Genomic DNA, 23,141 nt, shown 5'->3' with positions numbered 1-23,141 from the left:
GATGGCAGGGGCGGCTGGATTCGAACCAACGGATGCCGAGATCAAAACCCGGTGCCTTACCACTTGGCGACGCCCCTAACATGTAACCTTAAAATGATTAAGAGGAGATTCTTTTAAACTATTTACCAAGTAAGATTTACAAGGTGAATGGTTAAGAATTTCATCAATATTCATTTCATTCGTTACTTCAATAAAAACACAAGCACCTGTACCTGTAAGCTTTGCTTGACCAAACTGGTCTAAATATCGCATTGCTTCTTCTACTTCAGGGTATAACTGCCGAGCTAATGGCTCAAAGTTATTTCCAAAATTAGAAGGTTCTAACTGATAGGCGCAAAATTTAGTGGTCTTAGAGTCTCTTGTCAATGTTTTTTGTGAAAAAAGCAATTGAGTGCTGATAAAACAATCAGGTTTTAAAATAATGAACTGTTTTTGATCTAAGTCTATGAATGATAAATGTTCACCAATACCTTCAGCCCATGCATTTTTACCATAAATAAAAATAGGAACATCTGCACCAAGCTTAACGCCATAGTCCGCAAGTTGTTCTTGATTTAGTCCACATTCCCATAATTGATTTAACACAATCAGGGTTGTGGCAGCATTGGATGAACCTCCGCCTAGACCTGCACCCATTGGAATATTTTTTTCAATTTTGATGTTTAGACCGCAGAATTTTTTTGCATGCGGTCTTAGTACTTGAGCAGCCCGATAAATCAGATTGTCTTCAGGCCGGACTTCACTCAATCCATCAATTTCGATGTGTTCATCCAAAGTCGGTGTAAATGTCATCCAGTCATATAAATCAATAAGTTGAAAAATGGTTTGTAACTCATGATAACCATTTTCGCGTCGGCCTGTAATATGCAAAAACAGGTTGAGCTTAGCTGGAGAAGGAACTCGAATCATAGATTTATATAATTAGACTTAGCGGTTTTGGATGACCATTGTAATACGGTTTTCTTTATCTTCAGCAAGAGCTTGCTTTAAAACCAGTTTGTTTGGCAAAGTTTGTTCTCCATCATAGCTAAAATTAACAGTCCAGCCATCTTCAATGAGTTGGTTTACGCGATTTTCATTATCTTTATTGATCTGAGCACTTAAAGTTGCAGGTTTGGCCAAAATCCAACTCGTTAAATGAGTAATTGGTGCTTGCCAACCCGTTGCACGCTCTAAAAGCTCTTCTGGAGAGGCAGCAGTAATTAATCCAGTTTTTGCACTATTTAACTTCACTTCACCCGGTTTACCCTGAATTTGGGTTTTTCCTACACCTAAAATACCGCTTAATTCAATATCAAAATTATCTTGTTGTTGAACCCATGTGAAAAAAGCACTACCAGTTTGCTGTGGTGTGCGAACCCCGATTTTACCTTGTAAATTAAAGTGTTTTTCATCTTGAACTTGCTGGGTAACCGCAGGTTTTGGTTGAGTAAAATGCTGACAACCGGTTAGAAATAATACACTTGATCCACAGATCGCTGTGCACAGTTGGGCAAATTTGCTCATATATTTAACTCTTTTTTGCAGATGTAGGTAAAATTAACGCATCAAGCTGTTGTAATTGTGGATCATTGGCATGTTTTTGTTTCAGTTGTTGTAACACAGCGCTAAATTGAGTTAATGATCCTTGCATATACAATGCTTTAGCATAGCGAACGCCAATATTTATATTGTGACTAAGTTCATAGGCTTTGCCTAAAGCCTCTGCCGCAGCTTCATAATCATTCTGCAAAAATGCAATATAGCCCAGCGTATCAAGAATTGAGGCTTGTTCCGGCGCATATTCTAAAGCTTGCTCTGCATATTGACGTGCTTCTTTTAGCCGACGGTTTTGTAGGGCTAGTGTATAAGCATATGCATTGAGGTAAGTTGGACTGTTAGGCTCAAGTTGTAATAATTGCTTTAATGTTTTGTCGAGTTTATCTCGGTCAGTATACGGATCAAGTAATAAAACTTCTGCGTAAATGAGTTCCGGATCATCGGGTAAATTCTTTATCGCTTCATCTAATAAATTTAATGCAGCTTTTTTATTGCCCATTTTCTTTAAGATTTCAGCTTGAGCTTGATATAAGAAACTTGCATGTTGGGGATAATTTACGCGTTCTTGAGTGAGGAACCGTAAAGCATCATGTAAATTTTCTTGTTTATCATATATTGCAATTAGATTGCGTCTGGAAACGACGTATAAGCTACCATCAACTAAACGATAGTAGGCTTTTGCGGTTTCATAATGTTGTTTACGTTCTGCATTAATGGCTAAATAGTAATAAGCTTCATTTTGATATTTTGCAGAGTTTCGTAGATCAACCAGATATTGTTCAGCTTTGTCATATTGCTTTAAATCGATACTGGTTAAGCCTGCAATAAACAATGCTTCTTCAGCTTTAGGATTAGCTTCTATGACGTTTTCGAGCTTTTCTAACGCGAGTTGAGATTGATTAATTTGAATGAGATAGCGGATTTCAGCTAAACGAATGTCTAAATTTTTCTTATATTTACGGCTGGACTTCGCATACCATTTAAGCGCACCTTCTTGATCGCTCAGAGCAATGAGTAGGTTAGCTTTCATTAAAATAAAGCTCGTCACTTTAGGGCGTCGGCGTAATGCCTTGTTTATGTTGGTTAGGGCTGATTCTAATTGGCCATTTTGGGCTTCTAAGTTGGCGATGAGTGCTAAAATAGAAGGGTTATCTTTTTCAGCACTAGAGCGTAAAGCTGTTAATAGTACATCCCGATCTTGAGCATTTTCTGGAGCAATGCTTGCTAAAATTTGTTCTAAATCAGCAGTCGGATCTATTTTTAAAATTTTATCTAATGTTTCAGCGGCAAGCTGGTATTCATGTGTTTTTAAAGCAATATGTGACAAATAGAATAAAGCCGGCACATCTTTGGGCTCTTGAGCTACCCAATGTGTAGCAATATTTAAAGCGGCTTGTAAGTCATTATATTCAAGAGCAACGTCTAAAGCTCGTTGTTTAATTGAGGTAGAGTTGCTTTTAATTGCGAGCACTGTGTAATTGTGCAAAGCGTTAGGAATATCATCATAAGCCAGAGCAAATTCAGCGACCATAGTTTGTTCTAAGGCCTGATCAAATGAATGCACGGCATAGGTCTCTTGCACAGGACGTGCATAGACATGCGAGGACATGCTACCTAACAATAAGAATGTGGTAGAATACTGTCTTATCGAAGCACCGTTAAAATTAATACGGCTATTCATTTGACGCAATTTTTATTGATCCAAAGTAATGCTTTTTATGACACCGATGTTGCACAATAGCATAAATTTAGCGAAATGATGATCTGATATGTCTTTCTTTGCATTGGGTGTCAACCATCAAACAGCTTCTGTCGAACTCCGCGAAAAAATTGCTTTCAATGCAGAGCGATTAAGTCGTTTGCTTGCCGAACAAAACCATCACCAGAACTTAAAGGATTTGGTGGTCGTTTCGACGTGTAACCGCACAGAAGTGTATGCCATGGCAGAAAATGCCGAAAGCCTTCTGAAATGGTTAGCCGATGCTAATAATATTGATGTACAGCACTTAATTCATCATGTTTATCGTTACGAGAACACGCAGGCTATTACACATTTAATGCGAGTAGCGAGTGGTCTTGACTCTCTCATGCTGGGGGAGCCGCAAATTTTAGGGCAGGTTAAAAGTGCTTTAGCATTGTCTAAAGAAGCTCAAACAGTTTCTCCTGAATTAAACAGTGTTTTTGAATATGCTTTTTATGCTGCTAAACGTGTACGGTCCGAAACTGCGGTAGGAAGTCATGCCGTTTCGATGGGGTATGCAGTAGCTCAATTAGCTTTACAGGTCTTTAGTAAGCCCGAAAAACTTACTGTAATGGTCGTTGCAGCAGGTGAAATGAATAGTTTAGTTGCTAAACATTTGGCTGAAATGGGTGTTGCCAAAATTATTATTTGTAATCGTAGCCGTGAGCGTGCTGACCAATTGGCTCAAGAAATTTCACATCAAGTTGAAGTTGAAATTATTGATTTTTCAGCATTGGCTGAAAACTTATATCGTGCTGATGTTGTGTCTAGCTGTACTGGTAGCTTATATCAAGTTATTGCTTATCCAGATGTTAAGGCTGCATTAAAGAAACGTCGCTATCAACAAATGTTAATGGTTGATTTAGCCGTACCTCGTGATATAGATCCTAAAGTTGAAGCGCTTGATGGGGTCTATTTGTATGGTGTTGATGATTTACAAAGCGTGATTGATGAAAACCTTGCTCAACGACGTCAGGCCGCTGTTGAAGCAGAAGTCATGGTTAATCAGTTAGCTACCCAGCTTATTACGCATCAAAAAGTTAAAGAGGCTGGCAGCACAATTCATGCTTACCGTCAACATAGTGAAGAAATTAGTCAACAAGAGCTTACGCACGCATTAGAGGCTTTGCATCATGGTGAAAATGCTGAACAAGTATTACAGCAATTCGCGCATCGTTTGACGCAAAAGCTTATGCATCCGACATCTATTTTGCTACGCGAAGCTGCTAAGGCAGAAAATCCTGATTATTTAGAATGGCTACAACAGCATTTACAGGATGTTTTTGATCATGAGCGTAAGCCAAAACATTAAGACAACAGTCTTAAACTAATTTGTTTTGTTAGTTCATTGAGTTGCTGCCTTAGATTTCTTGATTCAATCAGAGAGATCGGTGACTTAAGCTTTTGACGTAAATATCTTTCTTTTAAGCCTAACGCATATTCTTGAGCTAGCTTGTCAGCCACTTCAGGTGCTTGAGTTAATGCCTGGATATTGGTTCTTTGCATAATATCTGCAATTTCATGGCAATAACTGCTGCATGCACCTAAAACATAATAAGTCGCTAGCTCTTGGTCATCAGGCAACTCATCAAATATACGGTTTAAAGTTGCTAATATTTTAGCCAATAACTCATCTTGGAGAATATAGGCACGTAATCCTTCAAAATGAATATAAAGGAATGGATGGTGCATCAAAATTGCGACAGCAAAGTCTTCATCTTTCGTCTGAATATTAAATGATAACGATGCATCGTGACTAACTTGTGGGGTAAAACGTTTACCTAATCCGAGTTTTTCACGGAAAGATTGATTAAGTAAATAACGGAAAGAGCCCTGTTTGGGTAATAGTTCAGTCAGTTCTCTGAGTTCACCCATGACCAAGCTTTTGCCTTCAGGAGTACTAATATCGTGTTGACCTGTTAAATGAGCAAACACAAAATCAGACAAAAGAGGGGCCTGTTGTAATAGTTTCTGGAAATTTTCAAGCCCTTCACGACGGATAAGAGAGTCCGGATCGTGGTCATTTGGTAGAACGAAAAATTTGAGTTCACGGCCATCATTGAGAAGTGGTAAAGCAATTTCTAATGTTCTGCGTGCTGCTTTTTGACCCGCAGCATCACCGTCAAAAGCAATGGTAATTCGGCTATTTTGTTTAAATAAAATATTAAGATGTTCTGTATTACTTGCAGTCCCTAAAGTTGCGACAGCCCCTGTAATGCCATATTGCTGAAGTGCAATGACATCCATGTAGCCTTCAACCATCAACCAGTCGCTAGACTTAAGTTTTCTGCCTTCATAAAGTCCGTAAAGTAGCTGATTCTTGTGAAAGACCTCTGAGTCAGGTGAGTTGATGTATTTGGGTTTAATTTCATCATTTAAGGCGCGTCCACCAAAACCAACGACGCGGCCTTTAGGGTCTCGAATCGGGAAAATGACACGGTCACGTAATAAGTCAAAATCACGGCCACTATCGCTTGAACGAATAAGTCCAAGCTGTTTTAAACCGTCAATGTCATAAGGAAAAGCTTTTTCTAAGTGTTGCCAGTCTTCTGGTGCATAGCCCAAGCGCCAAAACTGAATAGTCTGATTAGTTAAACCACGTTGTTTAAAGTAGTTTTTTGCCTTTTGACTATTAGGTAATTGGTGCTCATAGAACTGAGCAACATTTTCCAGTAAGTCATATAAATTACCTTCTTGAACTGGTTCATCAAAACTAAAAGGCTGCTCAAACTGAGCAAATGGGTCATCAAAAAATACAGGTTCAAGCGTGTTATAGCTTTCATCAGTTGGTTGTTGTGGAGTTGGAGTTACAGGCTCCGCCGTATTTGCTTTAGCAACTGGTGGTTTCGTAACCTGACGGGTATAAGACAGCTTTTTATTTTCAGTATTATCTTTCGGTAGTTCGACTCCAGTGCTACTCGATAACTCCTTCATGACATCTATAAAATTTCGGTTATCAATGTCCATAAGAAAACGGATCGCGTTCCCGTTAGCCTGACAACCAAAGCAGTGATAATACTGCTTGTCGCGATAGACATGGAACGATGGAGTTTTTTCTTGATGAAAAGGGCAACAGCCGGAATATGTACGTCCCGTCTTTTTCAGTTTCACACGTTGACCAATCAGATCGACAATATCTGTGCGATCTAAAATCTGATCAATCGTATGTTGTGGAATTGCCATAATTCAGATAACCGTATTAAAACTGATGAGAGAGTGAGTCAGAATATTCTGACATGATGAGGCAAGATCTACACAATAAATATTTTAATATTTTATAAAAACAAACAGGCAAGTGGTATCACTTGCCTGTTTATTGGTGCTTTTTAAAATTTGTAACTTATTGAGCAGCGTCGCTAGTACCTTGCGTTGTATCATCTGACTGAGTCTCAGTTGATACATCTGTAGAGCTAACAGCTGGAGCAACAGTTGTATTTTCTGCTGGTTGTGGCTCAGGTTTATCTAATAAACCGAAGCTTAAACGATTTGTCCAACTACGTTCTGACTTTGGAGCTTCAACAGTTGTTTTTTCTGGTTCTTCAGTTTCTTCTTTATCTGAATTACCAATTAAACCAAAGCTTACGCGATTGAGGAAACCACGTTTTGGAGCTTCTGCTTCAGCTGTGCTTTCTGGAGTTGCAGCCGTAGATTCACGACCAAAAATACCTAAGGTAGCACGGTTAATCCAGTTACCTTCTTTACGAGCAGCACGCATGTTAACTGTGCCGTCTTTTTTCACCAAGTTAGGGTAATTAAGCTTTAAAACTTCAATATATTGTTGTGAAGTCGCTTTATCACCTAATTGGTTATAGCTATATGCCAAAGTCGCTAATGCTTCTGGAACTTGAGGAGTTTGTGGATAGTGTTCAATTACCCATTGCGAACGTTCGGCAGCTGCGATCCAAGCTTTACGTTTAACGTTAAAACGCGCAGCAGTCATTTCATTTTCAGCAAGTTCTTGCCCAATGAACTTCATACGCTGAGCAGCATCAACAGAGTATTGGCTACTTGGGAAACGACGAATTAAATCAACAAAGTTCTGATAAGCAACTTTTAAATAACTCACATCACGATGAGATTGTTGCAGAGATGTATAGCGCATCAAACTGTCGTAGTTTTGCTCCATATTCGATACAGCACGAACATAGTAAGCATAATCTACATTTGGGTGTTGAGGATTTAAACGAATAAAACGTTCTGCTAAGGCAATCGCGCCTTCATAATCTTTTTGTTTAAATTTTGAATATAGAAGTTCAAGTTGTGCTTGTTGTGCGTATTGTCCAGTCGGATAATAAGTATCGATTGCTTCTAAAGACTTGGTCGCATCAAGATATTGACCACGGTCAAGCGACTTTTGGGCCTTTTCGAAGTAAGCTTGTTCACTAGATTGTGGGCCACTATCGACCACTTCTTTTTTACTTGGATTGCTGCTACAGCCCACAAATGCAGACGCTACACCTAAAGATAAGGCAAGCATCGTAATTTTATAACGTGGTAGCGACATAAAAACTCCTCTGTTATGTTGGGCAATGAGCTACAATTGCGCTATTAAACCACTTTTATCTCAATGATCAAATGACTTCAGCACAATCTTCAAACACAAACTTATCTGAAACCGACTTCAATTTACTTGAAGATTCTGAGGATGCAGATAACCATACTTCTGATACAACTGCAACACGTTTATCGTTGCAAGTTCAGTTAGATGAAACCTATCTGGGACAACGTATCGATCAGGTTGCGGCCTTGGTGTGGAATGAGTTTTCACGTGAAAAGCTTAAACAATGGTTGAAGGATGGCCATCTGTTGGTGAATGGTAACATTGTCAAGCCTAAGCACCGTTGTGAAGGGACAGAGTTGCTTACACTCGAAGTTGAGCTCGAAGCACAGACCACAAGCCAACCTGAAAATATTCCACTTAATATTGTTTATGAAGATGACGACATTTTAGTCATTAATAAACCAGTAGGTATGGTAGTACATCCAGGGGCAGGCAATAGTTCTGGAACTTTAGTGAATGCCTTGCTTTATCATTTCCCAAAATTGTCGGAACTTTCTCGCGCAGGTTTAGTGCATCGTATTGATAAAGATACAAGCGGTTTGTTAGTCGTTGCTAAGAGCCTTGAAGCACAATTTTCTTTAAGTAAACAGTTAGCAAATAAATCGGTTTACCGTGTATATGACCTAGTTGTTTATGGAAATATTATTGCTGGTGGTACGATTGATGAACCGATCAAACGTCATCCCGTTGACCGTGTGAAAATGGCGATTTTACCGGGCGGGCGTGATGCTGTGACCCATTACAATGTAAAAGAACGCTTTAAAGATTTTACTCGTGTACAAGCTCGTCTTGAAACAGGTCGAACTCATCAGATTCGTGTGCATTTTAGTTATATCGGCTATGGACTGATCGGTGATCAGATTTATATGAACCGTGTACGTGTACCAGCAGGCGCGTCTGAATTACTCATTGATACTTTGCGTGGTTTTAAGCGCCAAGCATTGCATGCAGCTAAATTGGGCTTAAAACATCCTCGTACTGGTGAAGAAATGCTATTTGAAGCGCCGTGGCCTGAAGATTTTACACATTTAGTGGATGTGTTACGTTCAGAAAACGCTGCATATTAAGGACGCGTATATGGAATTTGTTCAAGGTTTACCTCAAGGCGTATATGTAGGACAGACACGTGTTCAACATCCTTTAGCATTAGCAACGGATCAACATGAGCTGTCTGGCTTTAACCTGGCATTACATGTTAATGATGAAGCACAACGTGTTCAGCAACATCGCATGATATTGCTGGATGAGTTTGCTAAGTTCGGTGTTAAAAAAATGACATGGATGACTCAAACACATAGTACGATTTGCCATACAGTAAATGAACAAATTCCTTTTAAGGCTTTAATTGGTGATGGTTTGGTCACTCAAACCAAAGGCCATGCTCTAATGATGATGACGGCTGATTGCTTACCTGTCGTGTTAGGTAACGCTGAAGGTACCGAAGTCGCAAACTTACATGCGGGTTGGCGTGGTTTAGCTGGTGGGATTGTTGAAAACACAATTGCTGCTATGCAGAACCCTCCAGCTTGGGCGTGGTTAGGAGCAGCGATTAGCCAACCTTGTTTTGAAATTGGGGCTGAAGTAAAAGCAGTTTTTTGTGATAAATATCCTGAGTTGGAAACAGCTTTTGTTGAGGGGGCTGCTCCAAATAAATTTCATGCAGATTTATATGCAATTGCACGTTTTATTTTGCAGAGTCTAGGTGTGAAGCAGGTTTTAGGTGGAGACCAATGTTCATATCAACAGAGCGATGAATATTTTTCTTATCGTCGTGATGCAAAGACTGGGCGTATGGCTACCTTTGTTTTTATCTAAGCTTTATAAAAGTACGTAAAATCACTCTCTTATTTTGTAGTCATTAAATAAAGTAAGAGAGTGTCTATTTAGCTTAAAGATATTACGATTGTGAATTGTATTGAAACGCTTCTATTTCATATTTATAGATGTAGGTTTAGCAAGCGTTAATAAAATGATAAAATAGAAAAAATCGCTCAAAATTTTAATCTTATGTCTTTGCTTGAAAAACATCTCTCAATTGTCTACCACAGTCCATATGGTCATACCGCCAAGGTGGCCTCTGCTATTGCTGCTGGTGCAGAGGTGATGGGGGTGAAAGTACACTTAATGAATATTGAGCATATTGATTGGGATGCGCTTGATGCATCACAAGGCATTATTTTCGGATCACCTACCTATATGGGAAGTATGACTGCCGATTTTAAAAAATTTATGGACAGTACTTCTAAGCGTTGGAAAGAACGTATGTGGCAAGGCAAACTTGCGGCTGGCTTTGCAAATTCGGGTGGATTAAGTGGCGATAAACTCGCGGTATTACAACAATTAAATATTTTTGCCATGCAACATGGCATGCTTTGGTCAGGTTTACCTTTAATGACGACAGGGCATAGTGAAAAAGATTTAAACCGATTATCGAGTTGCTTAGGTTTGATGACACAGTCAGATAATGCGCCTGTTGAAATTACTCCTCCACAAGGCGATTTAGATACTGCTAAATGGTTTGGTGAATATATTGCTGGACTTTTATACAGATTAAACTAATGAAATTCACGACATAAAAAAGCCTCTGAAAAGAGGCTTTTATTTTATTACTTATGAAATATACGAGCTTTATCACGTTGCCAGTCACGGTCTTTTTCGGTTGCACGTTTGTCATGAAGCTGTTTACCCTTCACAAGCGCAATCTCTAGTTTGACTAAATGACCTTTCCAATAACACGCTAAAGGAACGCATGAGTAACCTTTTTGGTTAACTGCACCCATTAGGTGTTCAAGCTGACGTCGGGAGAGCAATAGTTTACGGGTACGTGTTGCCTCAGGTACAACATGGGTCGAAGCCGATAATAAAGGCTGAATTTGTGAACCAAGTAAAAATGCTTCGCCATTTTTGAAAATGACATAACTTTCAGTCAAAGTCATACGCCCAGCACGTAAGGATTTTACTTCCCAACCTTGAAGTGACATGCCTGCTTCAAATTTTTCTTCGATAAAATAATCATGACGGGCACGCTTATTTTGTGCGATTGTTCCGCCATTATGTTTCTTTACTACTGTTGCTTTCGCCATAATTCAAACTTCCACAATTATGCCTATTGTGCCGTAAACTGATGCTAAGGTGAAGTTTTTCCTGCACATGAATATTTCGCCTCATGTATAACTTTTGCTAAAATAGGTTCACAATATAATTAGAGTACTAGCGGATGTCTAAAACGCGTGTAATTTATCCTGGAACATTTGACCCCATCACGAATGGACACGTTGATTTAGTTACTAGAGCATCAAGAATGTTTGATGAGGTTGTAGTAGCAATTGCAATTGGACATCATAAAAACCCTTTGTTCAGTCTAGAAGAAAGAGTTGAACTGGCCCAAAGATCACTAAGCCACCTCTCAAATGTTGAATTTGTTGGCTTTGATGGTTTACTGGTCAATTTTTTCAGAGAGCAAAAGGCAACAGCAGTACTTCGTGGTTTAAGAGCGGTTTCTGATTTTGAATATGAATTTCAATTGGCTAATATGAACCGTCAACTTGATCCACATTTTGAAGCGGTGTTTTTAACACCATCTGAGCAGTATTCATTTATTTCTTCGACATTGATTCGGGAAATTGCTCGTTTAAAAGGGGATGTAACCAAGTTTGTTCCGCAAGCTGTGGTTGAAGCCTTTGAACGTAAACATCAACAAGGTTGGTAAAGTGTCGTTATATATCACCGATGAATGCATAAACTGTGATGTTTGTGAACCAGTTTGCCCGAATGAAGCAATTTTTATGGGTGAGGTGATTTATGAAATTCATCCAGATTTGTGTACTGAGTGCGTTGGTCATCATGACCAACCGCAATGTCAGTTGTTTTGTCCTGTAGATTGTATTCCTAAAGATCCACAGCATGAGGAAACAGAAGAACAGCTCTTCGACAAATATAAAAAATTAATTGCTCAAAAAAGCACGAGCAATTAGTAAATAAATTTGTTAATATGCGCCCCTGAGGTGAGCTGGATGGTCGCTGCTGTGGAGGTCTTCGTGACTGAAGCAGGGGAGGAAAGTCCGGGCTTCATAGGGCAAGGTGCCAGGTAACGCCTGGGCGGTGAAAGCCGACGGAAAGTGCAGCAGAGAGTAGACCGCCTCATTCGTGAGGTAAGGGTGAAAGGGTGCGGTAAGAGCGCACCGCGTGTCTGGTAACAGTTCACGGCATGGTAAACCCCACCAGAAGCAAGACCAAATAGGAATCCTGAGGTACGGCCCGTACTGGATTCGGGTAGGTCGCTTGAGCGTATGAGTGATTGTACGCCTAGAGGAATGACCATCCTCGACAGAACCCGGCTTATAGGCTCACTTCACCTAATTTATTTAAAATTTTTCTTGACGTGCATTAAAGAAACTAAGATAATGCGCGCACAGTTTTCGGCTATGTAGCTCAGTTGGTTAGAGCACCGCACTCATAATGCGGGGGTCACAAGTTCAAGTCTCGTCATAGCCACCATTTTAAAAACCATGCTCATGCATGGTTTCTTTTTATCTGCTTTTTACATATTAAAATGTTTTTCAATCGTATCGAGTGTTTTTGAGCTTTGATAAAAAGGAGCTAAAAGCGCTTGTAATAATGGTTCTAAAATACCGTGTTCATTAAAGGCATTCATAACCTTCGGATAAAAACGTAAAGCTTCAGTTTGTAAGTCGCTTTCGGTTAAACCAATCTCACTTAATACTTCAAATAAACTCTGGTCTTTATAAAATTCATAAAAAACTTCGACACCATACAAAATCAGATCTTGCATAAATTGCGATTGGCGTAATTCTTTCCAGTATTCGTAAATTAAAACAAAAAACTCTTCAACATCGAGAGGAGTGAGCTGCTTCATAAACTCATACATTTTTTTATGTCTAATATCTTCCCATACATGACGCACAAGGCTTTCTAAATCTTCACTCGATAAAAGACTTAATTCTGTGAGTTGCTCATGAATAAAGCTGGCAATCCAAGTTTCAAGTTTATGCTCAAGACGTTGTTGCTGTAGAAAGGAGAATTTTTTGAGTTTGTGTTGCCATTCAAAGTGATAGTCATCAACTCTAGATGCGCTTAGAAATTTTGGTAATTTTTGTTCTAAGGTTGAAGTTGCAATATATTGGCAAAGTTGTTGTACAGAAGGACTGCTTCTTAAAAACTGATTGAGATAAAGAGGAATATGTTCCATTTCTAAAAATTTGGAGAGCCACATTTCAAATTGGTGGTCAGATACCAAATCTTGTAGCTGAATTGGAGACTTCATGGCAGATAGATAAATACGCTGCGCAATTTCACCAATAAACTCAAGTAAACCAGCACCTAGCTGCATTTCAAAAGCATAACGTTTCACAACGGCTTGTAGTTGCTCTAAATCAACAACTTCATGAAGTTTTATTTCGTCAGCATGTTGCATAAACAGTTGAATGAACTGCTGGAAATAAATAGGTGAGTTTTCTATAGATAATTGTTTTTTGAAAAATTCCACCTGCTCAAGCAAAAGTGCTTGAGCAAGTGCTGTAGTTTTTGATGAGTTTTCCTGCTCAGTCATTCGCTGTCCAACCGTTGACAATCGGATAACGTCGTTCACGACTAAATGCACGAGAAGTAATTCTCGGCCCAATCGCGCCTTGACGACGTTTATATTCATTACGATCAACTAAACGGATAACTTTTTCAACTACTTCTTTATCAAAACCTTTGGCAATAATATCTGCCTGACTTAAATCTTCTTCAATGTATGCATAAAGGATAGCATCCAATACATCATATGCTGGTAAAGAGTCTTGGTCTTTTTGGTCTGGGCGAAGTTCTGCTGAAGGTGGACGAGTAATAACACGTTCAGGAATAACAGGAGTTTCACTTAAGCTATTACGGTATTTTGCTAATTCAAATACGATAGTTTTATAAACATCTTTTAGAACTGCAAAGCCACCAACCATATCACCGTAAAGTGTACAGTAGCCAACTGAAAGCTCAGATTTGTTGCCAGTAGCGAGTACTAAATTACCAAATTTATTTGATAAGCCCATGAGTAATGTGCCGCGAGCGCGCGCTTGTAAGTTCTCTTCGGTTGCATCTGCTGGTGAGTTGCCAAAGAAAGGATACAAGGTTTGCATAAAGCTATTTACAACTGAATGTATTTCAGCAATACCGAAAGTTACACCCATACGACGAGCTTGTTCAGCCGCATCTTCTACACTAATTTGAGAAGTATAAGTATAAGGCATCATTACGGCTTGTACTTTTTCTGCACCAATTGCATCAACAGCAATAGCAAGTGTAAGGGCAGAATCAATACCACCAGATAAACCTAAAATTACACCAGGGAAACCTGAACGCTCTACATAGTCACGCGTTGCTAGAACTAAACCTTGATAGATCTCTGCAAATGTTTCTAAAGCAGGAGCTGATTCTGTGACTTTAAATGCTTTGTTTTTTGGGTCAAATTCAGCGATGTAGAGGTCTTCTTTAAAGCTTGGTGCTTGTAAAGCAATTCCACCATCTTTATTGCTGACAAAACTTGTGCCATCAAAAATTAAATCATCTTGGCCGCCCACTTGGTTAACGTACACAATGTTGAGGTGAAGTTGTTTTGCAAGTTCACTCAAGGTTTGTGTACGGTGCTGTGGTTTACCGACTTCGTATGGTGATGCATTTAATACAAGAACTGTATCAACATTTAATTGGCTTAACTGTTTTACGGTATTAATTGACCAGATATCTTCGCAAATCAATACGCCAAACTTATGTCCAAGATATTCAAACACCAAATGCTGATGTCCTTTTTGGAAATAACGTTTTTCATCAAAGACGCCATAGTTTGGTAAATTGTGTTTGTTAAAAACACCCAAAACTTGACCGTCTTTCATGACAGCAGCAGAATTATAACGTTGACCATCTTCTGTCTGGTTCACAAATCCGAAAACCATGACAATATCTTTAACTTCGGCAAGTTGAGCAAAAGCCTTTTGCATACGTTTATTTAAATTTGGACGTAGCAATAAGTCTTCAGCTGGATAACCAATAACAGAAAGCTCGGGAAAAATAATCAGGTCAGCGTTTTGTTTTTTCGCCTGATTTACTTGCTCAATCATCTTTTTGGTGTTTGAGTCAATATTGCCAATATGCGGAGAAAACTGAGCAAGGGCAACTTTAAAACTTTTCATTCAAACCTAATCCTAGATCATAACGAATATAGATACACATAGTGTTGATTTTTATAAATATAATTTTTCAACGATGTGTATGATACGATATTAAACAATTAAAATAGTAAACAAAAATGTCAAGATCAATAATATATACCAATCACATATTTTCTGCGTAAAAATAACGAGATTTTCTGTATAGAATAGAAACAGGCTTCATTATTTTTATTGTTTGTATACTGCCTTATCACAAGCCAATTTGGAATAAGGGCCTTATATTTTTTTCAATAATTTGAATTAAATAAGAGTGATTTTATAGCTTAGGTAAGTATTTCTGATTTATAAGAATTCTCATTTACATGAAGCAAGAAATGTTACGTTCAAAGAAGGATTGATTATTTAGTTACAAATGAAGTTGAGGTGAACAGATAATATTTGGGATTTTACCAGAGCAAATGTCGCGGGCAATTTCACCTTGTTGTTCAATGTTATAAGAGCTAAAAGCCTTGTGGGGAGAGTAGGTGTATTTATAGGGGTTGTAACTTTTAAAGCTCAGATAATAGGCCGATTGCAGTAAGGCGCCTTTAAGTAGTACATGAATGCCTTTTTGATACTGCATGACATGAGTGAGTTCGTGAATAAAAATACCCTGCATAAATTTAGATTCTAGAGCATAATTTTCACTGTAATCGGAAAGATTGACATAAATATTTCCGTTTGGAGCCATAAAAATACCGTAAGACTGCCAAGGAAGGTAGCGAGTAGCAATAATTTTAGGTTGTTCACAATTGAGCATGTCGCCGAAGACCATTTGTGCTAATACTTTTTCTTGAGCAGTCAAATGCCTAATTGGGTAGTTTTTTAAGTGACGGAAAATAAAAAGCGTAAGAAGAATAAATTGTGTGCGAATTAAGCGTTTAAAGGCATTAAAAAGTAGCATAGCTTTGCCATTAAATGAGTTCATCTATTTCTTTAGCATACTATAGGCTAGATATCGCGAAATAAAGAGGTGTGGTTATTCATTAGTTTTATCGTTCTGTTTTAAAAATATAAAGCTTTAAATGGATCTAGTTTTCTTATTGCTCTGAATAAAAGATTATCTTGGATAAGAAAAGAAAAAGCCCCAGTTAAAACTGAGGCTTTACGACAACTAAAATCACAACAGCAAATAAAATTAAGGTCGGCATTTCATTAAAGAAGCGCCAGAACTTATGTGATTTATAGTGAGCATTTCCAATGAGTTTTTTACGATAGTAGCCACATACCAAATGGTAGATGACTAACAAAGCCACTAAAGCGACTTTAAGGTAAAACCATGTTGCCTGATGGTAATGTCGAGTTGCATCGCCCCAATCCACAAGGAAATGAGCAGTAATTAATGTGGCAATCAGAGAAGGCCACATAATTCCACGATACAACTTACGTTCCATTACTTCAAAGCGTTGATGACTAACAGCATCTTCACTCATAGCATGATAAACATATAGACGTGGTAAGTAGAACAAAGCAGCGAACCAACAAACCACGGCAATAATATGTAATGCTTTTACCCACAAAAAAGCATCAGAAGGTGCATCCATCGATAATCCTAGGTGGGATTATGCATCCCACTTCTTGAAAATAAGGCAAGCGTTCACACCGCCAAAGCCAAAACTGTTACTCATTACAGTATTCAATTTTGCATCACGTTTTTCAAGTACGATATCAAACGGTTTTGCGCCTTCATCAAGTTCAGTTACATTGATGTTTGGTGCAATAAAGTCATTTTGCATCATTAGAACAGAGTAAATAGCTTCTTGTACACCAGCTGCACCTAAGCTATGACCTGTCATAGATTTAGTTGAGCTAAGAGGAGGTACATTGCCTTCGCCAAATGCACGTTCCATTGCTTTAAGTTCTGTAATGTCACCAGCTGGAGTAGATGTACCATGTGTATTTACATAGTCAATTTTGTCTACGCCATGTTGCTTAGCTTCTTCAAGTGCCATTAACACACAACGTGTAGCACCTTCACCGCTTGGAGCAACCATGTCTGCGCCATCGCTGTTTGCAGCATAACCAACAACTTCAGCTAAAATGTTGGCACCACGTGCTTGAGCGTGTTCAAGTGATTCAAGTACTACGAAACCGCCACCGCCAGCAATAACAAAGCCATCACGGTCTGCCGAATATGGACGTGATGCTGTTTCTGGAGTTTCATTATATTTTGAGCAAAGTGCACCCATTGCATCAAACAATAAACTTTGAGACCAATGATCTTCTTCACCACCACCAGCAAGCATAAGGTCTTGTTTGCCGAGTTGAATCAGGTTGTACGCATAACCAATTGCGTCAGCAGAAGTTGCGCAAGCACTTGTAATTGTATGAGCAATACCTTGCAGTTTGAATGCAACACCTACGTTTGCAGTAATAGTGTTTGACATGTTGCGTGGTACGAAGAAAGGCCCTACTTTACGTGCACCTTTAGTTTCTAAAAGCTCTGTCATTTCAACAACAGATGCCGTTGAACCACCACCTGAACCGCCTGCGATACCGTAACGTGGATTGCCACCGATTTGCTCAGCAGTAAGACCTGCATGTTCAACAGCAGCTACAGCAGCATTGTAAGCGTACATTGCACATACGCCCATAAAGCGTTTTAACTTACGGTCAATATGATCAAAATCTTGTTCTGCAGCAGCGCTCACATGACTTTTAAAATTGAGTTCAGCATAAGTTGGGTTAAAACGTGTCCCGGAGATTCCATTTTGAAGTGAATGAGTAACTGCTTCTAAAGAGTTACCGATACATGAGTTAATACCCATACCAGTGATTACAACACGTTTCATCTACAGGTCCCTTTATGGTGATATTAAGAGTCTATGGTGATCAACAGCTATGAAAACGAATAGGAGAATATAGCTGTAAGAAAACAAGACTCATGTTTTTTCGTTGTTAACATGATAGCAGAAAGGATTTTTATTTCTTATGGCAAATCTTTATGTCAATTTTACATTTAAAAAAAATAACTAAATACATAGTATGTTGCATTTAGGGTTAACTAAAATACACACATTCAAGTTGAGATAAATCCACATTCCACCTAGTATTTATGTCTAATTAGATAAATTAAAAAATCGAGGTACTTGATGACAAAATTTAATAATAATCAATCTGACAATTTGTTTTCTCAGGTCTTCGGAGTGGCTAAAAAGCTCAGTTCTACAGGATTGAGTATCTTGCAACAGAACCAATCAGGTGACGTTAGTAAGGTAATTGAACCAATTCCAACTGGTAAAACGGTTGAAGGAAAATCGAGAACAAAAAGCCCATTTGAAGTTGAGCAATATGAAAGTCCTCAACAAATGCTGCGAGAACAATTGCCGAAAGTAACTCGTCAGGTCTTTGGGCGACATTTTACAAAAGTAAATGGTGTAGCTACATTTCTTTCCCCAGATTGGGATGAAAAAATCTCAGGTTATTTATTTGATTGGCTGAATGACTTTAGTTCAAAAAGCACCTTAACTGAAAAAATCTTAGAAGAAGCGGGCGCTAAAGATTTATTTGAGCTCACTAAAGATACGGGTCGTTCTCAGCGTTTAAGTCAGGCGCTTATCGAGCAAAATAAATTAATTGCAACTGTACAAGGTGCAATTACAGGCGTGTCGGGTGTAGTTGGCGCCGCTGTAGATATTCCTGTTTCACTTGTCTTGGTTTTAAGAACGATTTATCAGACAGGAAGATCACATGGCTTTGAACTTCTGGAAATTACAGACCAAGATGTTGTCGAGTTTATCTTTAAGGAAGTTGATATTAGTCTAATTGCTGAAAAGCAAACTTTATTGATAGCTTTAAAAACATTACGAAATATGTTGGAAACGCAAGATATTCATCAATTTCAGCAAGTGTTAGGTTCAACTACTGATTTTGATACTTTAAAGAACTGGCTAGTCGATGAAGATGGAGAGTTTAAGTGGGGGTGGTTAAACCGTATTCCTAAACTTTCAGCATTTGGCAAAGTTACACCAGTTGCTGGTGCTGTTTTAAGTGCCGTATATAGTTGGAAATTACAAGAAGATGTTGGTCATAAAGCACAAGCCATTTTTGGTGCTGCAAGACATTATTTAAATGAGCATCCAAGTGAGCATTTATCTCCGCTACAGGCCTATTATGCTGCGGTTACGCTCATCCAGAAGGCGAGTCCTCGTCTTTTAAATGTGGGTGAGGATGGCAATATTCATGCAGCACATCATCATAAAGTAGAAAACCATGATGTCATTTCAAAAGTATCTATTGTCTTAAAGCCTACAGAAAGTAAAAAGAGTGAAGAAAAAATTCAGGAAAATGTTCATCAAGGTATCGAGCAACTTGCTGATAAACATGTTGAGGAACATGAGCATACTGAGCAAAAACCTGCTTTAACTCCTGAGGAAGATGAAGAAGAGTTGAATGATAAAAAATACTCTTAACAATACGCTTACAAATAAGAGGTTTAAAAATAAGATTTAAACTCTATTTAGATTTGTAAGTTATCCTGTCAAAGATTGATATGGTCAACATTTGGTAAGTATTGCCGTGTTGACCATTTTTGCATCTTAGCTTACAATTATGTGCCCTTAAAAAGAGGTATTTTCTTTTTAAGGTTTTTTAATAACGGGAGAATTGCCATATGGCAACAACGAATCAGTTGATCCGTAAGGGTCGTACGACTTTGGTTGAAAAATCCAAAGTTCCTGCGTTGAAGGCTTGTCCACAACGTCGTGGTGTTTGTACACGTGTTTATACAACTACACCTAAAAAACCTAACTCAGCTATGCGTAAGGTTTGCCGTGTTCGCTTAACTTCAGGTTTTGAAGTATCTAGCTACATCGGTGGTGAAGGTCATAACCTACAAGAGCACAGTGTTGTTCTTATCCGTGGTGGTCGTGTTAAAGACTTACCAGGTGTACGTTACCATACCGTTCGTGGTTCATTAGACTGTGCTGGTGTTAAAGATCGTAATCAATCACGTTCTAAATACGGTACTAAGCGTCCTAAGAAGTAATTCTAGGAAACTAGTCCAATAAGCCCTTTAGCGTTTCGCTTGTTTGAATTCTTCATAGATTTGTAATTCAAGCGACGTATAGTAAGGCCAGCGTCGTGTACATGACACTTGTACAAACTGCTGGATTATCCTGAAGTGTCATATTATTAGGTGTATTAAAATGCCAAGACGTCGCGTAGTCGCTGCTCGTGAGATCCTTCCAGATCCAAAATTTAGCAGCCAAACAATCGCTAAATTCATGAACCACGTAATGCAAGATGGTAAAAAATCTGTTGCTGAAGGTATCGTTTACGGTGCTTTAGAACGTGTTCAAGAAAAAAACAAAGTAGACCCAGTTGAATTTTTCGAGACTACTCTTGAAAAAGTTCGTCCTATGGTTGAAGTAAAAGCACGCCGTGTTGGTGGTGCTACTTATCAAGTACCTATGGAAGTACGCCCATCCCGTCGTACTGCCTTAGCAATGCGTTGGTTAGTAGATGCTGCTGCTAAGCGTTCTGAAAAAACGATGGCTTTACGTCTTGCTGGTGAGTTGCTTGATGCAGCTGAAGGTAAAGGTGCAGCGATCAAAAAACGTGAAGACGTGCATCGTATGGCTGAAGCCAACAAAGCCTTCTCTCACTACCGTTTCTAAGCGGATAAAACAGTCCCTAATCAGGAGAATATTCATGCGTACCGCAGCTCGATTCAACATTGCTCTTTATCAAAGTGGGAGCTTTGCGGGTATTTAAGTTGCCTGCTTGGATATTTGTGCGCATCAATTTAATTGATGCGTCCTGTTTTAAATATAACATTTAGGAATGTAGACATCATGGCTCGCCAAACCCCAATTAGTAATTACCGTAACATCGGTATTTCTGCGCACATCGACGCAGGTAAAACAACTACAACAGAACGTATTTTGTTCTACACAGGTGTATCTCACAAAATTGGTGAAGTACACGATGGTGCAGCAACAATGGACTGGATGGAACAAGAGCAAGAGCGTGGTATTACAATTACCTCTGCTGCTACAACTTGTTTCTGGTCTGGTATGGGTAACCAATTCGAACAACACCGTATCAACGTAATTGACACCCCGGGACACGTAGACTTCACAATCGAAGTTGAACGTTCTATGCGTGTTCTTGACGGTGCGTGCATGGTTTACTGTGCAGTTGGTGGCGTACAACCTCAGTCTGAAACTGTATGGCGTCAAGCAAACAAATATAAAGTGCCTCGTTTAGCATTCGTGAACAAGATGGACCGTACTGGTGCAAACTTCTTCCGTGCTGTTGAGCAAGTTAAAACTCGTTTAGGTGGTAATCCTGTACCTATCGTTGTGCCAATCGGTGCAGAAGATACGTTTGCAGGTGTTGTTGACCTTATCGAAATGAAAGCGATTATCTGGGATGAAGCATCTCAAGGTATGAAGTTTGAATATGCTGACATCCCAGCTGACCTTGTTGATACGTCTAACGAATGGCGTACCAAAATGGTTGAAGCTGCGGCTGAAGCTTCTGAAGAATTAATGGACAAGTACCTTGAAGAAGGTGATCTTTCTAAAGAAGAGATCATTGCAGGTTTACGTGCTCGTACATTAGCTTCTGAAATTCAAGTAATGCTTTGTGGTTCAGCGTTCAAAAACAAAGGTGTTCAACGTATGTTGGATGCTGTAATTGAATTCTTACCATCACCTACAGAAGTTAAAGCGATCGAAGGTATCCTTGACGACAAAGACGAAACTAAAGCGTCTCGTGAAGCATCTGACGAAGCTCCGTTCTCTGCGTTAGCGTTCAAAATCATGAACGACAAATTCGTAGGTAACTTAACATTCGTACGTGTTTACTCTGGTGTTCTTAAACAAGGTGATCCGGTTTATAACCCAGTTAAATCTAAGCGTGAACGTATCGGTCGTATCGTGCAAATGCATGCGAACGAACGTCAAGATCTTGATGAAATCCGTGCAGGTGATATCGCAGCGTGTGTAGGTCTTAAAGACGTTACTACTGGTGATACATTATGTGATGAGAAAAACATCATTACACTTGAGCGTATGGAATTCCCAGAGCCAGTAATTTCATTGGCTGTTGAACCAAAAACTAAAGCTGACCAAGAAAAAATGTCAATTGCTTTAGGTCGTTTGGCTAAAGAAGATCCATCGTTCCGCGTTCGTACAGACGAAGAATCTGGTCAAACAATTATTGCTGGTATGGGTGAGCTTCACCTTGACATCATCGTTGACCGTATGAAGCGTGAATTCGGTGTTGAAGCGAACATTGGTAAACCAATGGTTGCTTACCGTGAAACGATCAAAAAGTCTGTTGAACAAGAAGGTAAATTTGTTCGTCAAACAGGTGGTAAAGGTAAATTCGGTCATGTATATGTTCGTTTAGAGCCTATGGATGTTGAAGAAGCTGGTAAAGAATACCAATTCGCTGAAGAAGTTGTCGGCGGTACAGTACCTAAAGAATTCTTTGGTGCGGTTGACAAAGGTATTCAAGAACGTATGAAGAATGGTGTATTGGCTGGTTACCCTGTTGTGGGTATCAAAGCGACATTATTCGATGGTTCTTACCATGATGTCGACTCTGATGAATTGTCGTTCAAAATGGCTGGTTCATATGCTTTCCGTGACGGTTTCATGAAAGCTGATCCTATCCTTCTTGAACCAATCATGAAAGTTGAAGTAGAAACTCCAGAAGACTACATGGGCGATATCATGGGTGACTTAAACCGTCGTCGTGGTATGGTTCAAGGTATGGATGATCTTCCTGGTGGAACTAAAGCAATTAAAGCAGAAGTTCCATTGGCAGAGATGTTTGGTTACGCGACTCAAATGCGTTCTATGTCTCAAGGTCGTGCGACTTATTCTATGGAATTCGCTAAATACGCTGAAACTCCACGTAACGTGGCTGAAGGCATCATCGCTAAGTTCCAGACTGGCGGTAAAAAAGGTGACGACGAGTAATCTTTCGATTACTATAAGCCCAAACTAATTCTTAGTTAAAAACCAAGCGCTCGTGCAGTGACCCTGCATGAGCAGTTTATAAAGGAAGATCATCATGGCTAAAGCCAAGTTTGAACGTAATAAGCCACACGTAAACGTGGGCACAATTGGTCACGTTGACC

21 protein-coding genes, 2 tRNA genes, 1 other RNA gene and 1 pseudogene are annotated in these 23,141 nt (G+C 39.1%); 13 read left to right on the top strand and 12 right to left on the bottom strand.

All coding sequences use genetic code 11. The features are described from left to right. Window positions 1-2: 2 nt before the first annotated feature. From ODQ17_RS08685 to ODQ17_RS08670, 4 genes are all read right to left on the bottom strand, one after another. Window positions 3-77 (bottom strand) — tRNA-Gln (locus ODQ17_RS08685). After that, entirely contained in the window at window positions 76-909 is an 834-nt protein-coding gene (ispE, locus tag ODQ17_RS08680; RefSeq protein ID WP_322902968.1) for a 4-(cytidine 5'-diphospho)-2-C-methyl-D-erythritol kinase, read from the bottom strand. The genes ODQ17_RS08685 and ispE overlap by 2 nt, the downstream gene beginning before the upstream one ends. Before the next feature lie 18 nt (window positions 910-927). Then, window positions 928-1,506, bottom strand: a complete 579-nt coding sequence (gene lolB / locus ODQ17_RS08675) for a lipoprotein insertase outer membrane protein LolB (protein ID WP_322902966.1) — start codon at window positions 1,504-1,506, stop codon at window positions 928-930. Window positions 1,507-1,510: 4 nt separating this feature from the next. After that, window positions 1,511-3,220, bottom strand: coding sequence for a tetratricopeptide repeat protein (locus tag ODQ17_RS08670; RefSeq protein ID WP_004794196.1), 1,710 nt, complete (start codon window positions 3,218-3,220; stop codon window positions 1,511-1,513). An 88-nt stretch (window positions 3,221-3,308) separates the two neighbouring features. On the opposite strand from ODQ17_RS08670, the gene hemA reads away from it, so the two are divergent. After that, window positions 3,309-4,592 carry a glutamyl-tRNA reductase gene (hemA, locus tag ODQ17_RS08665; RefSeq protein ID WP_004794195.1) on the top strand — a complete coding sequence of 428 codons (1,284 nt, stop codon included), beginning with the start codon at window positions 3,309-3,311 and terminating at the stop codon, window positions 4,590-4,592. Here hemA and ODQ17_RS08660 read toward each other — a convergent pair. Together ODQ17_RS08660 and ODQ17_RS08655 are read right to left on the bottom strand one after the other, a co-directional pair. Beyond that, window positions 4,589-6,463, bottom strand: coding sequence for a DNA primase (locus ODQ17_RS08660; protein ID WP_322902964.1), 1,875 nt, complete (start codon window positions 6,461-6,463; stop codon window positions 4,589-4,591). The two genes, hemA and ODQ17_RS08660, sit on opposite strands and share 4 nt — an antisense overlap. A 157-nt stretch (window positions 6,464-6,620) precedes the next feature. Continuing rightward, on the bottom strand, window positions 6,621-7,784 hold the full coding sequence (locus tag ODQ17_RS08655; protein ID WP_322902962.1) for an outer membrane protein assembly factor BamD: 1,164 nt from the start codon (window positions 7,782-7,784) through the stop codon (window positions 6,621-6,623). A 71-nt stretch (window positions 7,785-7,855) separates the two neighbouring features. Between ODQ17_RS08655 and rluD the strand changes: the two genes are divergently transcribed. The 3 genes from rluD (at window position 7,856) to ODQ17_RS08640 (ending at window position 10,400) form a co-directional block, all read left to right on the top strand. Then, window positions 7,856-8,908 (top strand): 23S rRNA pseudouridine(1911/1915/1917) synthase RluD, encoded by a 1,053-nt coding sequence (rluD, locus tag ODQ17_RS08650; RefSeq protein ID WP_005303089.1) that lies wholly within the window; start codon window positions 7,856-7,858, stop codon window positions 8,906-8,908. A 10-nt stretch (window positions 8,909-8,918) separates the two neighbouring features. Beyond that, a complete protein-coding gene (gene pgeF, locus ODQ17_RS08645; protein WP_322902959.1) occupies window positions 8,919-9,656 on the top strand; it encodes a peptidoglycan editing factor PgeF in 738 nt (245 codons plus the stop codon). A gap of 192 nt (window positions 9,657-9,848) precedes the next feature. Continuing rightward, window positions 9,849-10,400 (top strand): flavodoxin family protein, encoded by a 552-nt coding sequence (locus ODQ17_RS08640; RefSeq protein ID WP_322902957.1) that lies wholly within the window; start codon window positions 9,849-9,851, stop codon window positions 10,398-10,400. 47 nt (window positions 10,401-10,447) lie between these two features. Here the strand turns inward: ODQ17_RS08640 and smpB are convergent, their stop codons facing one another. After that, window positions 10,448-10,924 carry an SsrA-binding protein SmpB gene (gene smpB / locus ODQ17_RS08635; RefSeq protein WP_004641603.1) on the bottom strand — a complete coding sequence of 159 codons (477 nt, stop codon included), beginning with the start codon at window positions 10,922-10,924 and terminating at the stop codon, window positions 10,448-10,450. A gap of 134 nt (window positions 10,925-11,058) precedes the next feature. Between smpB and coaD the strand changes: the two genes are divergently transcribed. From coaD to ODQ17_RS08615, 4 genes are all read left to right on the top strand, one after another. Further along, the gene (gene coaD / locus ODQ17_RS08630; protein ID WP_005303096.1) at window positions 11,059-11,550 is read left to right on the top strand and encodes a pantetheine-phosphate adenylyltransferase; all 492 of its coding nucleotides are present in this window, start codon (window positions 11,059-11,061) and stop codon (window positions 11,548-11,550) included. Between the two features lies 1 nt (window position 11,551). Then, window positions 11,552-11,815, top strand: coding sequence for a YfhL family 4Fe-4S dicluster ferredoxin (locus tag ODQ17_RS08625; RefSeq protein ID WP_004794186.1), 264 nt, complete (start codon window positions 11,552-11,554; stop codon window positions 11,813-11,815). Between the two features lie 27 nt (window positions 11,816-11,842). Next, window positions 11,843-12,198: RNase P RNA component class A (rnpB, locus tag ODQ17_RS08620), an RNA gene on the top strand. A 63-nt stretch (window positions 12,199-12,261) separates the two neighbouring features. After that, window positions 12,262-12,338, top strand: a tRNA-Met gene (locus ODQ17_RS08615). A gap of 43 nt (window positions 12,339-12,381) precedes the next feature. Here the strand turns inward: ODQ17_RS08615 and ODQ17_RS08610 are convergent. From ODQ17_RS08610 to ODQ17_RS08590, 5 genes are all read right to left on the bottom strand, one after another. Then, the gene (locus ODQ17_RS08610; protein ID WP_267531492.1) at window positions 12,382-13,410 is read right to left on the bottom strand and encodes a hypothetical protein; all 1,029 of its coding nucleotides are present in this window, start codon (window positions 13,408-13,410) and stop codon (window positions 12,382-12,384) included. Further along, the gene (locus ODQ17_RS08605) at window positions 13,403-15,028 is read right to left on the bottom strand and encodes an NAD+ synthase (protein WP_013198780.1); all 1,626 of its coding nucleotides are present in this window, start codon (window positions 15,026-15,028) and stop codon (window positions 13,403-13,405) included. The genes ODQ17_RS08610 and ODQ17_RS08605 overlap by 8 nt, the downstream gene beginning before the upstream one ends. A gap of 385 nt (window positions 15,029-15,413) precedes the next feature. Then, entirely contained in the window at window positions 15,414-15,974 is a 561-nt protein-coding gene (locus ODQ17_RS08600; protein ID WP_049838149.1) for a hypothetical protein, read from the bottom strand. A gap of 163 nt (window positions 15,975-16,137) precedes the next feature. Further along, window positions 16,138-16,590: a CopD family protein gene (locus ODQ17_RS08595; protein WP_322902952.1), complete on the bottom strand. Its 453-nt coding sequence runs from the start codon at window positions 16,588-16,590 to the stop codon at window positions 16,138-16,140. 18 nt (window positions 16,591-16,608) lie between these two features. After that, window positions 16,609-17,838: a beta-ketoacyl synthase N-terminal-like domain-containing protein gene (locus ODQ17_RS08590; protein ID WP_004641618.1), complete on the bottom strand. Its 1,230-nt coding sequence runs from the start codon at window positions 17,836-17,838 to the stop codon at window positions 16,609-16,611. Window positions 17,839-18,138: 300 nt separating this feature from the next. Here ODQ17_RS08590 and ODQ17_RS08585 point away from each other — a divergent pair, with 300 nt between their 5' ends. The 5 genes and pseudogenes from ODQ17_RS08585 to ODQ17_RS08565 form a co-directional block, all read left to right on the top strand. After that, window positions 18,139-19,458: an EcsC family protein gene (locus tag ODQ17_RS08585; protein WP_205668953.1), complete on the top strand. Its 1,320-nt coding sequence runs from the start codon at window positions 18,139-18,141 to the stop codon at window positions 19,456-19,458. 200 nt (window positions 19,459-19,658) lie between these two features. Then, the gene (rpsL, locus tag ODQ17_RS08580; protein WP_002050319.1) at window positions 19,659-20,033 is read left to right on the top strand and encodes a 30S ribosomal protein S12; all 375 of its coding nucleotides are present in this window, start codon (window positions 19,659-19,661) and stop codon (window positions 20,031-20,033) included. Window positions 20,034-20,193: 160 nt separating this feature from the next. After that, on the top strand, window positions 20,194-20,664 hold the full coding sequence (gene rpsG, locus ODQ17_RS08575; protein ID WP_004638185.1) for a 30S ribosomal protein S7: 471 nt from the start codon (window positions 20,194-20,196) through the stop codon (window positions 20,662-20,664). Window positions 20,665-20,841: 177 nt separating this feature from the next. Continuing rightward, window positions 20,842-22,980, top strand: coding sequence for an elongation factor G (gene fusA, locus ODQ17_RS08570; protein ID WP_004794161.1), 2,139 nt, complete (start codon window positions 20,842-20,844; stop codon window positions 22,978-22,980). 94 nt (window positions 22,981-23,074) lie between these two features. Further along, a pseudogene (locus tag ODQ17_RS08565) lies at window positions 23,075-23,141 on the top strand (GTP-binding protein); the annotation flags it as partial.

This window comes from Acinetobacter sp. IRS14 (genome assembly GCF_034650275.1).
GTDB classification, from domain to species: domain Bacteria; phylum Pseudomonadota; class Gammaproteobacteria; order Pseudomonadales; family Moraxellaceae; genus Acinetobacter; species Acinetobacter oleivorans.
Note: the sequence above shows the minus strand (reverse complement) of the source record. Positions and strands in the feature narration are given on the sequence as shown.

Coding starts and splice junctions, on each gene's coding strand:
- pgeF (WP_322902959.1), top strand. CDS start 8,919: ATGGAATTTGTTCAAGGTTTACCTCAAGGCGTATATGTAGGACAGACA.
- ODQ17_RS08600 (WP_049838149.1), bottom strand. CDS start 15,974: ATGAACTCATTTAATGGCAAAGCTATGCTACTTTTTAATGCCTTTAAA.
- ODQ17_RS08610 (WP_267531492.1), bottom strand. CDS start 13,410: ATGACTGAGCAGGAAAACTCATCAAAAACTACAGCACTTGCTCAAGCA.
- hemA (WP_004794195.1), top strand. CDS start 3,309: ATGTCTTTCTTTGCATTGGGTGTCAACCATCAAACAGCTTCTGTCGAA.
- smpB (WP_004641603.1), bottom strand. CDS start 10,924: ATGGCGAAAGCAACAGTAGTAAAGAAACATAATGGCGGAACAATCGCA.
- ODQ17_RS08585 (WP_205668953.1), top strand. CDS start 18,139: ATGACAAAATTTAATAATAATCAATCTGACAATTTGTTTTCTCAGGTC.
- ODQ17_RS08655 (WP_322902962.1), bottom strand. CDS start 7,784: ATGTCGCTACCACGTTATAAAATTACGATGCTTGCCTTATCTTTAGGT.
- lolB (WP_322902966.1), bottom strand. CDS start 1,506: ATGAGCAAATTTGCCCAACTGTGCACAGCGATCTGTGGATCAAGTGTA.
- ODQ17_RS08590 (WP_004641618.1), bottom strand. CDS start 17,838: ATGAAACGTGTTGTAATCACTGGTATGGGTATTAACTCATGTATCGGT.
- coaD (WP_005303096.1), top strand. CDS start 11,059: ATGTCTAAAACGCGTGTAATTTATCCTGGAACATTTGACCCCATCACG.
- ODQ17_RS08595 (WP_322902952.1), bottom strand. CDS start 16,590: ATGGATGCACCTTCTGATGCTTTTTTGTGGGTAAAAGCATTACATATT.
- rluD (WP_005303089.1), top strand. CDS start 7,856: ATGACTTCAGCACAATCTTCAAACACAAACTTATCTGAAACCGACTTC.
- ODQ17_RS08670 (WP_004794196.1), bottom strand. CDS start 3,220: ATGAATAGCCGTATTAATTTTAACGGTGCTTCGATAAGACAGTATTCT.
- rpsL (WP_002050319.1), top strand. CDS start 19,659: ATGGCAACAACGAATCAGTTGATCCGTAAGGGTCGTACGACTTTGGTT.
- ODQ17_RS08660 (WP_322902964.1), bottom strand. CDS start 6,463: ATGGCAATTCCACAACATACGATTGATCAGATTTTAGATCGCACAGAT.
- ODQ17_RS08640 (WP_322902957.1), top strand. CDS start 9,849: ATGTCTTTGCTTGAAAAACATCTCTCAATTGTCTACCACAGTCCATAT.
- rpsG (WP_004638185.1), top strand. CDS start 20,194: ATGCCAAGACGTCGCGTAGTCGCTGCTCGTGAGATCCTTCCAGATCCA.
- fusA (WP_004794161.1), top strand. CDS start 20,842: ATGGCTCGCCAAACCCCAATTAGTAATTACCGTAACATCGGTATTTCT.
- ODQ17_RS08605 (WP_013198780.1), bottom strand. CDS start 15,028: ATGAAAAGTTTTAAAGTTGCCCTTGCTCAGTTTTCTCCGCATATTGGC.
- ispE (WP_322902968.1), bottom strand. CDS start 909: ATGATTCGAGTTCCTTCTCCAGCTAAGCTCAACCTGTTTTTGCATATT.